Source organism: Methylobacterium sp. HJ2 (genome assembly GCF_056431005.1).
The window spans coordinates 47,075-60,736 of record NZ_JBWJYM010000006.1; the positions used below are offsets into that span (position 1 = coordinate 47,075).

The 13,662-nt window shown below is 73.4% G+C and carries 13 protein-coding genes; 6 read left to right on the forward strand and 7 right to left on the reverse strand.

Features of this window, described 5'->3' with window-relative positions; translation table 11 throughout:
* Positions 1–56: 56 nt before the first annotated feature.
* Genes fliF through ACS5RC_RS15625 form a run of 6 tightly spaced genes read left to right on the forward strand, consistent with a single transcriptional unit; the run spans position 57 to position 8,258 of the window.
* Entirely contained in the window at positions 57–1,736 is a 1,680-nt protein-coding gene (fliF, locus tag ACS5RC_RS15600) for a flagellar basal-body MS-ring/collar protein FliF (RefSeq protein ID WP_478344802.1), read from the forward strand.
* Positions 1,733–2,524: a hypothetical protein gene (locus ACS5RC_RS15605; protein WP_478344803.1), complete on the forward strand. Its 792-nt coding sequence runs from the start codon at positions 1,733–1,735 to the stop codon at positions 2,522–2,524. The genes fliF and ACS5RC_RS15605 overlap by 4 nt, the downstream gene beginning before the upstream one ends.
* A 2-nt stretch (positions 2,525–2,526) precedes the next feature.
* Entirely contained in the window at positions 2,527–3,876 is a 1,350-nt protein-coding gene (locus ACS5RC_RS15610) for a MotB family protein (RefSeq protein ID WP_478344804.1), read from the forward strand.
* A complete protein-coding gene (locus ACS5RC_RS15615) occupies positions 3,873–5,222 on the forward strand; it encodes a chemotaxis protein MotC (protein ID WP_478344805.1) in 1,350 nt (449 codons plus the stop codon). The genes ACS5RC_RS15610 and ACS5RC_RS15615 overlap by 4 nt, the downstream gene beginning before the upstream one ends.
* 2 nt (positions 5,223–5,224) lie before the next feature.
* Positions 5,225–7,732: a flagellar hook-length control protein FliK gene (gene fliK, locus ACS5RC_RS15620; protein ID WP_478344806.1), complete on the forward strand. Its 2,508-nt coding sequence runs from the start codon at positions 5,225–5,227 to the stop codon at positions 7,730–7,732.
* Positions 7,686–8,258, forward strand: a complete 573-nt coding sequence (locus ACS5RC_RS15625; protein WP_478344807.1) for a transglycosylase SLT domain-containing protein — start codon at positions 7,686–7,688, stop codon at positions 8,256–8,258. The genes fliK and ACS5RC_RS15625 overlap by 47 nt, the downstream gene beginning before the upstream one ends.
* A gap of 25 nt (positions 8,259–8,283) precedes the next feature.
* Here ACS5RC_RS15625 and ACS5RC_RS15630 read toward each other — a convergent pair whose 3' ends face one another.
* The 7 genes from ACS5RC_RS15630 to ACS5RC_RS15660 all read right to left on the reverse strand — a co-directional run bounded on the left by ACS5RC_RS15630 (position 8,284) and on the right by ACS5RC_RS15660 (position 13,662).
* Positions 8,284–8,973: a response regulator transcription factor gene (locus ACS5RC_RS15630; protein ID WP_478344808.1), complete on the reverse strand. Its 690-nt coding sequence runs from the start codon at positions 8,971–8,973 to the stop codon at positions 8,284–8,286.
* A 279-nt stretch (positions 8,974–9,252) separates the two neighbouring features.
* Positions 9,253–9,705, reverse strand: coding sequence for a hypothetical protein (locus ACS5RC_RS15635; RefSeq protein WP_478344809.1), 453 nt, complete (start codon positions 9,703–9,705; stop codon positions 9,253–9,255).
* A complete protein-coding gene (locus tag ACS5RC_RS15640; RefSeq protein WP_478344810.1) occupies positions 9,702–10,766 on the reverse strand; it encodes an EscU/YscU/HrcU family type III secretion system export apparatus switch protein in 1,065 nt (354 codons plus the stop codon). Before ACS5RC_RS15640 ends, ACS5RC_RS15635 begins: the two co-directional genes overlap by 4 nt.
* Before the next feature lie 47 nt (positions 10,767–10,813).
* Positions 10,814–11,884 carry a flagellar motor switch protein FliG gene (locus ACS5RC_RS15645; protein ID WP_478344811.1) on the reverse strand — a complete coding sequence of 357 codons (1,071 nt, stop codon included), beginning with the start codon at positions 11,882–11,884 and terminating at the stop codon, positions 10,814–10,816.
* A 35-nt stretch (positions 11,885–11,919) separates the two neighbouring features.
* Positions 11,920–12,252, reverse strand: coding sequence for a flagellar motor switch protein FliN (fliN, locus tag ACS5RC_RS15650; RefSeq protein ID WP_478344812.1), 333 nt, complete (start codon positions 12,250–12,252; stop codon positions 11,920–11,922).
* A 145-nt stretch (positions 12,253–12,397) separates the two neighbouring features.
* Positions 12,398–12,700 carry a hypothetical protein gene (locus ACS5RC_RS15655; protein WP_478344813.1) on the reverse strand — a complete coding sequence of 101 codons (303 nt, stop codon included), beginning with the start codon at positions 12,698–12,700 and terminating at the stop codon, positions 12,398–12,400.
* Complete coding sequence (locus ACS5RC_RS15660; RefSeq protein WP_478344814.1) at positions 12,697–13,662, reverse strand: flagellar motor switch protein FliM; 966 nt, start codon at positions 13,660–13,662, stop codon at positions 12,697–12,699. The genes ACS5RC_RS15655 and ACS5RC_RS15660 overlap by 4 nt, the downstream gene beginning before the upstream one ends.

The window sequence follows — 13,662 nt, forward strand, 5'->3', positions numbered from 1 at the left end:
GACCCGCAAGATGGGTGTCCGAACAGGATCTCGTCGGAAGCAGGGTTGGTCCAGGGATGTCCGGTCGCGAGCAAGCCGAAAGGCTGTGGAGCAACATCGTCGATCTCGGCGCGCGCAGGCTCGTCGCGCTCGGGCTGATCGGGCTCGTGGTCTTCCTGGCGGTCGGCCTCGGCGCCTATTACCTGAGCCGCCCGGCGCAGGAGACGCTCTACACGGGCCTGTCCCGCGAGGACGTGGCGCGCATCGGCGGCGTGCTCAAGGATTCCGGCATCCCCTTCGACGTCAGCGCCGACGGCTCGGCGGTGCTCGTCGCCTACGGCAACACCGCCCAGGCCCGCATGCTGCTGGCCGAGAAGGGCCTGCCGCAGAGCTCGAAATCGGGCTACGAGCTGTTCAACGACCTGGGCTCGCTCGGCATGACCTCGTTCATGCAGGAGGTGACGCGGGTGCGCGCCCTCGAGGGCGAGATCGCCCGCACCATCCAGGGCATGAAGGGCGTGCGCGCCGCCCGCGTCCACATCGTCCTGCCCGATCGCGGCTCGTTCCGGCGCGACCAGCAGCCCCCGTCGGCCTCCGTGGTGGTGCGCACCGAGCCCGCCGACGACGTCAGCGGCGCCCAGGCGATCCGCCACCTCGTCGCCTCGGCGATCCCCGGGATGAAGCCCGACCGCGTCACGGTGATCGGCTCGGACGGCACGCTGCTGCTGTCGGGCGACGACGCGAGCGCGGCCCCCACGGGCAAGATGGCGAGCCTGGAGAAGGTCGTCAGCCGCGAGGTGCAGGACAACATCCGCCGCACGCTGACGCCCTATCTCGGCGTGGGCAACTTCGAGGTCAGCGTCGCGACGCAGCTCAACACCGACAAGACGAGCACCAACGAGACGATCTACAACCCCGACCAGCGGGTGGAGCGCTCGACCCGCTCGGTGCGCGAGAACGAGAACGCGCAGAACCGCTCGGCCCAGCGCCCCACCAGCGCCCAGCAGAACCTGCCCGACCAGCGCACGCGCTCGGACGGCAACGACACCTCGAGCAACGAGACCTCCAAGAAGGAGGATCTCACCAACTACGAGATCTCGCAGAAGACCATCCAGACGGTGAGCGACGGCTACGCCATCCGCCATCTCTCGGTCGCGGTGCTGGTCAACCGCTCGCGCCTCGCGGCGCTCGCCGGCCCGGACGGCAAGGGCACCAGCGTCGAGGCGCAGATCGCCGAGATCGAGCAGCTCGTCGGCTCGGCCGCAGGCTTCAGCAAGGATCGCGGCGACAACGTGAAGGTGGCCGCCGTCGGCTTCGTCAACGACGGGCAGGCGCTGGAGCCGGTGGCCCCGCTCAGCATCACCGACGTGATGCTGCGCCAGTCCGGCACGCTCATCAACGCCGCGACGATCCTCGTCGTCGCCGCCCTGCTGATCTGGTTCGGCCTGCGCCCGGCGCTGCGCGCGATCCTGGCGGTGCCGGAGACGGCCCAGACCGAGGTCGCCGCCCTCGAGGCCGCCGGGAATCCGGCGCTCGGCGGACCCGCGGCGCCGGGCGAGGCGGCCCTGGCGGGGCCCGGCGCCCCCGAGGCGCCCCAGCTCGCCGCCCCCTCCGCGATGGCGAGCCTGATCGAGGACATGGCCGAGAAGATGGAGCGCTCGCCGCAGAAGCGGCTGGAGCAGATGATCGACCTCGACGAGGAGCAGGTCGCGGCCATCCTGAAGCGCTGGCTGATGCGTGAGGAACCCGCCCTGTGAGTGCGATCCTCGCGAGTTTCCTGCCCGATTTCTCCGACGCCCTGACCCGCTCCCTCCCGCATCCGGCGCGGATCGTGCCGCCCCAGGCGCCCGCGCTTCCGCTCGGGGCGGCGCCGCTCGGCCTCCCCCCGGTCGCCCCGCTCTCCGCGCCGCCGGCCGCGCAGGTCGCGGCGGGCGGACGGGCGCCCGCATCCGATCCCTTCGCCAACCCCTGGGCCGGGCTCAAGCGCCAGGCCGCGCCGGCGGCGCCCGAGCCCGAGCCCGCGCCGGCCGAGGACCCCGCGGCGCTGATCGCCGAGGCCGAGGCGCGGGGCCGCGAGCAGGGGCTCGCCGAGGGCCGGGCCGAGGCCGAGGCCGCGCTCGCGGCCGAGCGCGCGGCCTTCGAGACCCGCTTCGCCGAGGCGCGGACGCGCTGGAGCGAGAGCGAGGCGGAGGCGCTGGCCTCGGGCTTCGCGGCAGCGCTGCGCGCCCTCGATGCCGAGCTGACCGGGCGCATCGCGCGGCTGCTCGAGCCGGTCCTCACCGAGGCCCTGCGCCGGCGGGCGGTGACCGAGCTCGGCGCGGCGCTGCAGCGCCTCCTCGCCGATCCCCAGCACGCCGCCGTGCGGGTGAGCGGGCCGGAAGATCTGCTGGCCGCGCTCGCCGCGCGGCTCGGGCCGCTGGCGGACGCCGTCGTCTTCGCCCCCGGCGAGGCGACCGAGGTCTCGGTCGTCGCCGACCAGACCGTGATCGAGACGCAGCTCGCGGCCTGGCAGCGCATCCTCGCCTCGGCGGTCGCGGAGTCCTGACGATGGCCGACGGCACCCACCACGAGATCATCATCATCAAGCGCCACGGCGACCACGAGGACGGTCACCACGGCGGCGCCTGGAAGATCGCGCTCGCCGACTTCATGACGGCGATGATGGCGCTGTTCCTGGTGATGTGGCTGATCAACTCCACCAGCAAGGCGCAGAAGCAATCGATCGCCGAGTATTTCAACCCGGTGAAGCTCGCCGAGGTCACCCACGACCGCAAGGGTCTGAGCGACCCGCAGGACACGCCCTCGGAGCAGGGTGCCTCCGGCGGCAAGGCCGAGGAGGGACGCAGCGAGGGCGAGACCGGCGCCCGGGAGGGCGGCAAGGAGGGCGCCCGGGAGGGCAAGCCCGCCGCCAAGGGCGAGCCGGGCAGCCATGCCCGCGAATCCGCCCTGTTCCAGGATCCCTACGCGGTGCTGGCCAAGCTCGCGGGCGAGGCCGACCGCGAGGCGGCGGCGACCGCCGATGCGGCGGCGCTCGAATCCGGCCGGCCCGGCATCAGCGGGGGCGAGGCGGCGCGCGATCCCTTCGACCCGCTCTACTGGCAGGTCGAGGCGCTGCCGAGCCACAGGACCGAGCAGCCGGGCGCCCTCAACACGGCGGCGCGGGCCCCGAGCGAGATCCGCCTCGACGCCCGCGGCCAGATCGTGCTGCCGGCCCTGAAGCCGCGCGACCGCCCGAAGCCCGAGACCAAGGAGGCGGCCAGAGAGCCCGCCAAACCCGTGCAGGTCGCCTCGGCCGACGACATGGCGCCCGTGGCGGCGCCCGAGCCCGCCAGGGACCCGGTGAAGGCGGCTCCCCGGACCGAGGCCGCAGCCAAGCCGGAGACGAAGCCCGAGACGAAGCCTGGGGAGCCGGACGCGCGGGCGGCCGAGACCGCGGCGATGGCCGAGATCAAGGCCGAGATCGCCAAGGCGGTGCAGCCGGGCGCCGTCGGCGCACCGACGCCGCAGATCGAGGTCCGGCGCACGGGCGAGGGCGTCCTGATCAGCGTGACCGACGCGATCAACTTCAGCATGTTCGAGGTCGGCTCGGCCGAGCCCTCGCCGAAGGTGGTGCGCGCCCTGGAGCGCATCGCCAAGGTGCTGAACGCCCGTCCCGGCCGCATCGTGGTCCGGGGCCATACCGACGGGCGGCCGTTCCGCTCCGAGACATACGACAATTGGCGCCTGTCCTCGGCCCGCGCCCAGATGGCCTCCTACATGCTCGTGCGCGGCGGCGTGGACGAGAAGCGCCTGGAGCGGATCGAGGGCTACGCCGACCGGCTGCCGCGCAACCCCGCCGACCCGAAGGCCGCCGAGAACCGCCGGATCGAGATCCTGCTGCGGGGGCAGACGGAATGAGCCGCGTCGACGGCTCCGCGCCGCGGGCGCGCCGGAGCGCGGGCGGCTGGGCCTGCCGGCTCGCGCTCCCGTTGGCGCTTCTCCTGGCCGTGCCGGCCCTCGCGGCGGGCGACGGGCACGGCGCGGCGGCGGAGGCCCCGGCGGACGCCCATGGCGGGCACGGCACCCCGCCCAAACCGATCGAGCCGCTGCCGGTCGCCCCGCGCGGGCTGGCGGTGGAGCTGGTGCGGACGCTCCAGCTCCTGCAGGACAGGATCGCCGCGGGGTCGACCCAGGCCCATACCGCCCAGCGCCAGCTCCTCGGCCATATCGAGCAGCGCCTCGTCGCCCTTGAGCCCGAGGCCTGGGCGCAGCCAGAGAACGTGCGCGCCGCGGTCGCCTTCGCGCTGTCGGGCGGCGGGCCCCTGGTGCTGCGGCGCATGCTCGACGGCGGCAGGCTCGCGGAGACCGACGCGCCCCTCGTGCTGGGCGCGCTCGCCTACGTGGAGGGCCGGGAGAAGGAGGCGCGCACGCTGCTCGCCAAGTTCGATCCGCGGCAGATGAGCCCCGGGCTCGCCGGGCAGCTCGCCCTGACGCAGGCGGCGCTCGCGGTGCGCGACGCGCCGGTGCGGGCGATCGAACTCCTCGACCTCGCCCGCCTGCTCGCTCCGGGTACGCTGGTGGAGGAAGGCGCGCTGCGCCGCGAGATCTTCGTCGTGGCCCAGGGCGGCGACGCCCGCCGCTTCGAGGCGCTCTCGATCCAGTACCTGCGGCGCTTCCGGCGCTCGGTCTATGCGGGCAATTTCCGCCAGCGCTTCGCCGTGGCCCTGACGCGCCTCGATTTCGTCGACGACGGCGCGCGCGCCGCCCGCCTGGAGCGCATGCTCGCCGAGATCGAGCCCGAGGGGCGGCGTGACCTCTACCTGCTCGTGGCCCGGGCGGGGCTCGACCAGGGCCGGCGCGAGACCGCCCTGTTCGCCGCCGAACGGGCGGCCGGCCTCGCCGCAACCGATTCGCGCGCCGCCGCCCAGGCACGGCTGTACCGGGCCGCGGCGATCATCGTCGCCGACGGCCGCTACGACGAGGGGCTGGAGGCGCTCCGCGCCGTCGACCGGACTATCCTGCCCGAGATCGACGCGATGCTCCTCGATGCGGCGCTCTCGACGGCCGAGCAGATCCGGATCCCCGCGCCGACGGCGCCCGCTCAGGCGACGCCCGCGCAAGCTACGGTCGCCATACCGGGCGCAGCGGCCACGGCGCCGGGCACCCGGACCGTGCCGGGCGCCAGAACGGTGCCGGACGCCGCCGCGATCGGCAGAGCCCGGGAAGCGCTCGCGCGCGCGGACCGGATGATGGGAGCGGAGTAGACTTGACGGCCTTCGACGCCCTGCTGCCCGGCCTGCGCCAGCGGCCCGACCCGTCCTGGAGCCGGGCCGCGCCGGAGCCCGGCCCGGGCGACCGCAGCCCGGCCTTCGGCACCCTCCTCGGGGATCTCGAGGAGAGCGGCGCGGGCCATGCGGGGCAGCCGCCATCGGCCCGGGCAGCCGGCGAAGGCGCCGCGGCGGAGCCGCCGGAGGCCGAGGCGCCGGCGCAGACGTCCGGTCCCGCGACCGGCGCGGCCACCGATCTGCAGGCGGCCCTGCGCGCCCTGATCGCCCAACCTGCGTCCTTGCCCGCCTCCGGGCTCGCGTCGATGCCCGCCCCTGTGCCGGCGGGATCGCCGCCCCCGGCGCGGCCCGCCTCCGCCCAGCCCATCCCCGCCGCTCCCTCCCGCGACGACCTCGCCGCCCTGGTGGCCCGCGCCGCATCGCCGCGCGCCGCGACCGAGGCGGTGTCCGGACCCGCATCCCGCGAGACCGCGCCGGCCTCGAGCGGGGGGCTGGATCCCCATACGGCCGACCCGGCGGTGCGGCCGGACTTCGCGGACCGCCCCAGCATCGCCGTGATCGCGCAGGAGACGCATTTCGCCCCCGTTCAGAGGGGTTCGGCCCCCGGCCGGCTCGTCCAGGAGGCCGCACCGGGTCGCTCGGGCCTCGACCTCTCGCAGCCGAGCGCAGGCCCGGTTCGCGCGGCCGACGCCGTGCCGGGCGCCCCGACGGACGTGCCGGGCGCCCCGACGGATCCGCCGATGCCCGCCCCGATCCCGGGCCGGCCGCAGGCGGGATCGGCGCCGCCTCGCGGCGGTCCGGACACGGGGCAGGCGGCCCGCACAGAGCCGGGCCGCCTGCCCGCCGTCGCGCCGGAGCCACCGGCGGCGCCGTCCGCACCGGGTCGCTTCGCGGATCCCGCCGCATCGATCGGCGGAGCGGGATCGGCCACCGAACTCGCCCGGACCCCGGCCGAGCCCGCCGATGCGGCACGCGCGCCGGCCGTTGCGCCGGACCCTCGGGCCCTCGGCGAGACGACGGCGCCAGTCCCGGCCCGGACCACGCCATCGATGGACGATGCGGCAGCGGGCGGGCCTGCATGGGCCGCGCCCGGCCCGTCCCTCGCGGCCGCGCAGACCGATGGCGCCCCGGCGGGCGCCGGTGCGTCCGCCGCGATGCTCCGCCGTGCCCGGATCCCGGATGCACCGGAGCCCGCGGCTCCGGTGCCGACCGGTTCCGGCGATGCGGCTCCCCTGCGGGAACCGGCCGCTGACGCCCCCGCGGGCGGGGCGCCCGCCTTCGCGTCGGCCGGCCTCGGCGCTCCGGCCGACGTCGCGACGGTCGAGGCCGGTTCGGACCGGGGAGGCACGATGCCGCCGCAGGCCGGCACCGACGCGGCACCGGACGCGTCCGCGACCGCCGCCGCGCTCGATCCGCGAACCCCGCTCCGGCGCGGCTCGGACGGGGCCGCGCCGCGCGCGGCCGATCCGGGGCCGCCGGCAGCGCCGCCAGCACCGATCGCGGGGGCGAATCCTGGGGCGATCCCGGCCGCCGCGCAGGTTCGCGCCGCGGCCGAAGGGCCCGGACAGCGGCCCGCCGACCCGCGCGTTTCCGATACCGAGCGGCGCGGAAGCCCGCGCGCCGCGCCTGCGCGGAGTGCCGATGCGGGCACGCCCGCCGGGTCGATGCAGCGGGCGCCCGTCGCCCCGGACCGAACGGCCTTCGACCCGGGTGGCGAGGCGGACCGGGCAGCGGTTCCCGCCACGGATCTGCCCGGAGGGGCCCACCCGCGCGACCCGGTTCGCGCAGCCGCGTCCGTCGGGGAGCGGATCGAGAGCGCGTCCGCGGGGCCGCGCGAGGCGGCCGAGCCGGCCGCCACCGCGCTGCCGCTCGCCACGTTGCGTCAGATCGTCGACGCCGTCGCCTCGGCGCCGGCGCTCGATGCCGGGCCCCAGCCGGCCGCGGCGCCCTCGGCACCGGCCGCACTCGCCGCCGCGGGCCAACCGGCCGCGGCGCAGGCTGCGGCGCGGGGCGCGCTCGACGGCCCGCTGCGGATCCTCACGCTCCAGCTCCACCCGGCCGATCTCGGGATCGTCACCGTCCGGATGCGGCTGCAGGACGGGCACCTGGAGATGAACCTGCGCACCGGGCGCGAGGAGACGGCGGAGCTTCTGCGCCGGGACGGAGACGCCCTGGCCGGCCTGCTGCGCGAGTCCGGCTACCGGCCCGACGCGATCACGATCCAGTCCGGCGGGCAGGATCCGTCGCAGGGCCAGGGCTCCGGGCGAGAGTCAGGGCAAGGGGCAGGGCAGGGCGCCGGCCAGAACCAGAACGGCCGCGGGCAGCCCGCCTTCGCGGCGATGGCGGGCGGCGAGAGCGGCCGGAACGGGAGCCCAGACCAGCCGGGCCGCCGCGAGCCGGACCCGCAGGACGTGGAACCGGTACGGAGCAGGGAAGGGGCCCATGAACCGCATCCTGGCGAGCGCGATCGCGGCGGCGTGTATCTGTAGCCCCGCGCGCGCCAACACGGCGGACGGCATGGTGGCGAGCCGGGTCTGCGAGCAGCAGATGGCGGAGGCCGCCCGGCGTCACGGCGTCCCGCTCGGCATGCTCTACGCCGTGGGACTGACCGAGAGCGGCAAGCGCGGCTCGTTGCAGCCCTATGCCATGAACATCCAGGGCAAGGCCTATTTCGCCAGCAGCGCGGCGGACGTGGTGCGCAAGCTGTCCGAGGCCCAGGCCGGCGGGGTGCGCCTGGTCGATCTCGGCTGCATGCAGATCAACCATCATTACCACCGGGCGAAGTTTCCCTCGCTCGAGGCCATGATCGATCCGGGCCAGAACGTGGATTACGCCACGCGCTTCCTGAAGGAGCTGAAGCAGCGCGAGGGGAGCTGGACGCTGGCCGTGGCGCGCTACCACGCCGGCCCGAACAACAACCCGGCCCAGAAGCAGTATGTCTGCCGGGTGATCACCAACATGGTCGCCACCGGCTTCGGCAACTGGACCCCCGGGGCGAAGACGTTCTGCCAGTGACGCGGCGCCGGAGGCCGCTGCCGGCTCAGCCGACGTAGACGTAGCCCATGTAGCGCTTGGCCTCGATCGGGTCGTAGCCGAGGCGCTGGCTGAGCTTCTTGCGCAGCTTGCTCACGTGGCCCTCGACGACGCTCTCCTCGACGCCGTTGCTGTAGACGCCGTAGATCACGTTGAAGACCTGCGCCTTGGTCAGGCGCCGGCCGCGGTTGCGCACGAGATATTCGAGGATGTGGCGCTCGCGCCGGGGCAGGGCGAGGGGCTCGCCGTCGACCTCGGGGTCGCGCCCGTCGAAGAACACCTTGAGGCGCTCGGGCCGCGCGGCGGCCTCGCTCGCGGGAGCCGGGAGCACGCCGCCGTTGACCCGGCGCCAGATCGCCTCGGAGCGGGCCAGGATCTCGCGGACATGGACGGGCTTGGGCAGGACGTCGTCGATGCCGGCGTCGAACAGCACCAGCGTCTGCTCCAGGGAGCGCACGTCGGAGAGCGCGATGATCGGCGCGCGCGAGTGCTTGCGAATCGCCGCGGCGCAGCGCGCCCGGTCGTCGAAATCACCGAGCAGGAAGCCCTGCACGGCGTCGAGGTCGGTGCGCGAGGCCGTGCGCAGCCAGCCCGTGAACTCGTCCGGGGACAGTCCGAAGGCCGGGACGCCCTCGCGATCGAAACTTGCCGTGTAACCGGCATTCACCGATTCTCTGGCATCGACCAAACAATACATCCGCCCCGTTCCCGATCCGGCCCGCCCGAAACCCGGCCGATGCCGTGTGTTGAGGAAGCTGCCCGGAGAACTACTACTTGCGATTGTGGGGCGCAATTATGTCGCGCATCAGCCGTCCCGGTCTGTAAGCTGCGCCCCGCTTCGCGTTGCAGACGTCACCTGATTATCCGGCGCACCGCTGAGGTCAATCGCGCCGGAGCCGATTGGGGGTGCGTCACGGGGCTTGGTATCCGGAATTCCAGGCGCTGTGGGCAGGACGCCGCAGCGCGAGCGGCGTCGTCAGGCCCGGGCGCGCTCGAGGCGGGCCTCCGACAGGGCACGGGCGAATCCGTCGACCGAGAAGGGCGGATCGGTCTCGGCGAGGATGCGCTGGATCGCGACGCCCGCGAAATAGCCGTCGAGGACCAGCTTGAAGAACACCGTCACGGGCTTCGTCACGAACTCCATGTCGAGCACCACCTGCATCGAGCGTCCCCAGGCGAGGCTGACGTCGGCGGCATCCGCGTAGGCGACGGTCGCGTCCTTGAAGAAGGGCTCGGCCGAGGAGGCGACGAGATCGGCGATGTTGCCGTGGTGCTCGCCCTTGACCCAGCCGATCAGCACGCCCCCGTCGAGGAGGCAGAGTTCGGCGATGAAATCGCGCAGCTCGGTGGCGAAGACGCGCTCGGCCGCCGCGAAGACATCCGGGGGGGCGTTGCGCCCCTGCGTGAAGTCCTGGGCCGTGGAACTCATCGGGGCCTCGCGAACAGGAAGAATAGGATCTGGGCAACGGCGCGGTAGAATTCCGCCGGGATGGTCCGGTCGACCTGCACAGCATCGTACAGCGACCTTGCGAGAGGCTTGTCCTCGATCACCGCGATGCCGTTCTCCTCGGCGATGGCGCGGATGCGCAGGGCGATCAGGTCCTTGCCCTTGGCGAGCACGAGGGGCGCGGGGTTCTCGGCGGGCTCGTAGCGCAGCGCGATGGCGAAGTGGGTCGGGTTGGCGATCACCACGGTCGCCCGGTTGACGTTCGACAGCATGCGGTTGCGCGAGCGGTCCTGGGCGAGCGAGCGCAGGCGCGCCTTCACGCTGGGATCGCCCTCGGTCTGCTTGTGCTCGTCCTTGATGTCCTGGTGCGACATCCGGAGCGAGCGCTGCCAGCGCAATCGCGCCCAGACGAGGTCGCCCGCCACGATCACGATCGTGGCGATCGACACCGCCGAGATCAAACGGATCGAGATGGTGAGGATCAGCTCGGGCAGCTGGCTCGGATCGACGAACATGGCATTCACGGCTTTCTGCCGCTCCGAGCGCAGGAGCAGGAGGACCACGAGGCTTACGCCGAGGACTTTAAGGACCGATTTCAGGAACTCGACCTGGCCCGAGCGTCCGAAGATCCGGCCCCAGCCCGAGGCGGGCGAGACGTTGCGCCATTTCGGGCGGATGCGCTCCCCGACGAGCCGGGGCACGTTCTGAAGGATCGAGGCGGAGAGCCCGCAGGCGGCGAGCAGCAGCAGGAAAGGCAGCAGGAAGCGGCCGGCGGCCATCGCCACCCCCTGCAGCAGTCCCGCCGCATCCGCCCCGTTCTCCAGCGCGAAGCCGCGCGGATGGTCGAGGAGCGGCGCGAGGTCGCGCGAGAGCTGCGCCGCCTGCCCGCGCACGAACAGGCTGAGGCCGATCAGGAGGCCGAGGATCGAGGCGAAGACCGGCGCCTCCCGCGAGAACGGGATGTCGCCCTTGTCGAGGGCGTCGCGGATCTTGCGCTCGGTCGCCGCCTCGGTCTTGCTCTCTTGGTCGCTGTCGTCAGACATGCGCGGCCCCCATACGGGGACGGATGCGGCTGCGGCGCGGCGGGGGTTCAGCGGATGAGGGCTTCATCCTCGCCTCCCGGATTGATCTCGATCTCGCCGCGGCCCGCCATGTCCATGGCGAGGTCGGTGATCGACCGGCGCGCCTCCATCACGTCGCGCTGGGCCGCCGGCTCGCCGCCGTTCAGCTCGTGCTCGACCATCCGCTTCACGCGGGCGGAGAGCGCCGACAGGATGACGGAGCGGAACTCCGCGTCCGTGCCCTTGAGGGCCAGGACGAGACGGTCGTTGGGCACCGCGTCGAACAGGGTGGTGCGCGCGCGCGGCGCCAGCTTGACGATGTCGTCGAAGGTGAAGAGCAGCCCCTTCAGGATCTCCACGGATTTCGGGCGGCTCTCGCCGAGGCTCGAGAGCGCGTCGTCCATCTGCGTCCGATCCATCTTGTTGATGATATCGGCCATCTTGGCGTGGGTGTCGGCGCCGGAATTGCGCGACCCGTTGATCATGAAATCCTCGTGGAGCGTCCGCTCCAGCATGCCGAGGATCTCGTCGTCGACCGGCTTGAAGCTCAGCATCCGCCGCATCAGCGTGTTGCGCAGCGGCGCGGGCAGGTGGCCCATCACCTTGGCGGCCATGGCCGGCTTGACGCGCGCGAGGATCAGGGCGGCGGTCTGGGGATGCTCCTTGACGAGGTAGCTCGCCAGCACGCTCTCGGAGACCGAGGCCATGCGCTCCCAGACGGACCGGGCGGCGTTGCCGCGCACCTCGGCCAGGATGTCGGCGATCTGGTCGGCCGGGAGCAGGCCGGAGAGCAGCTTCTCGACCTCCTGCACCGTGCCGACGAGGCTCGACCCGTTCGAGAACTCGGTGGCGAAGGACTCGACGACGCGGTCGACCTGATCGGTGCTGACGGCGCCGAGATGCACCGCCGAGCGGGTGATCCGCTTCAGCTCGTCCGGCTCGAAATACTTCAGCATCCGCCCGGCCGCGGGCTTGCCCATGGCCAGCAGCAGCGTCGCGACCTGATCGACCGGCGCGAGCTGGCGGCCCTGGCCGCGCACGGCCGGGGCCGGGGCGGCGCTCGCCAGGGAGGCGGCCGCGGATCCGGGAGGTGCCGACAAGGGTGCCGCCAAGGGTGCCGCCACGTCGGGGTCCCTCAGCCGTTCTGGTCGGAATCGGTCGGACCGACCACCTCGGTCAGCGAGACGCCGAAGCGCGAGTTGTCCTCCTCGACGATCACGATCTCGCCGCGGGCGATGACGCGGCCGTTGACCATCACGTCGACGGGCTCGCCGACCCGATGGTCGAGGGGCACCACGGCGCCGCGCCCGAGCTTCATCAGGTTGGCGACCGGCATGGTGGCGGAGCCGAGCACCACCTGCACAAGCACGGGGATGCGCAGGATCGAGTCGAGGTTGCGCCCGTCGCCGACGCGGGGCTCCGCGGCGGGGAAGGCAGGCTCGGCGTCGGGGAAGGGGCTGTTGCTCATGGCGGGCTCGTGGATCGTCGGCCTGTCGGCGGCTCAAGCTCTACGGGGTCTGGCTGATGCGAGGCTGTCGCCGGCGGGCCGGATCCGCACTCCGGGCCGGCGGATGAGCGCAGCCGCCGGACGCGTGGGTCGGAGTCTCGTCGTGCTAGGAATGACGCCCCGCCTCGCGCGCCTCGGCGAGGGCGCGCCGGGAGGCCTCCAGCTCGGACAGGGCGGCCCGGGCCTCCTCGATCTTGAGGCTGAGGGCGTCGAGGATCTCGCGGCCCTCGCCCGCAAAGCTGCGGACCGCCTCGCCCGCGCTCGCCAGCGCATGGCCGGAGGCCGCCACCGCCTGGCCGTACTCGGCCTGGGTGCGGTCGAGGCGCTTCAGCTTCAGGTACATCGGCACCACGCAGGCGCTGGTGCCGACGAGGGCCGCGAGCAGCACGGCATCGACGAGGCTGGTCATGGGAGCGCGTCCTTGTCCTGGTTGATCACCTCGTCGATCCGCAGCACGTAGGCGCCCTGCGCCTGGCCGGCATGGGCCCAGAACAGCGGCCGGTCGTTGCCTTCGAGCTTGATCCGGGTCGTCGGGGTGGCATCGAGTCCGATCACCTGGCCGACCTGCAGGCCGGCGATCTCGCCGAGGGTCAGGTGGCGCTCCTCCAGGACCGCGCGCAGCGTCACCTCGGCCTTCTGGACCTCGGCGGCGATCTGCTGGGTCCAGCGCGGGTCGCGGGCGGCCGATTCGCCGGTGAGGACCTTGGCGAGGCTCGGGCGGAGCGGGTTCAGGACGGTCTGGGGGATGACGAGGAACATCTCGCCGCCGCGGTTGAGCGCCTGGAACAGGAACTTCGCCTGCACGGCCTTGTTGGCGCGCCGCCCGATCACCGCGAATTCCATGCGGGTCTCGGTGCGCTCCAGCCGGAACGGGGTCTGGGAGACGAGGCCGAAGGAGGATTCGAGGGCCTTGCCGATCTGCTCGAACACCATCTGGGCGACGCGCTGCTCGATCGCCGAGAACGAGCGCTCGTCCTCGACCGGCGGCTCGGAGCCGTCCGAACCGAACAGCACCTCGACCATGGTGAAGATGAAGTCGCGGTCGAGGCCGACGAGGATGTGGCCGTCCCATTCGGGGGCGTGGAAGATGCCCACCACGGCGTTGCCGTCGTAGGCGTCGAGGAAGCCGCCGAAGCGCCCGCTCTCGACGCCGCTCAGCGAGTAGAAGATCGTCGAGGAGACCCGGTGCTTCAGCGCGTCGCTGCAGGCGGTCGCCAGGCGGTCGAAGATGACGTGGAGCATCGGCAGCCTGTCGAGCGACAGGCCGGCGGCCTCCTGGATGCGGGCGCGGATATCGGCGGGCTCGCGCTGGACCACCGGTCCGGCGGCCGGGGCCGTCTCGGGCGGGAGGCCTGGGAACGGGCTCTCCAT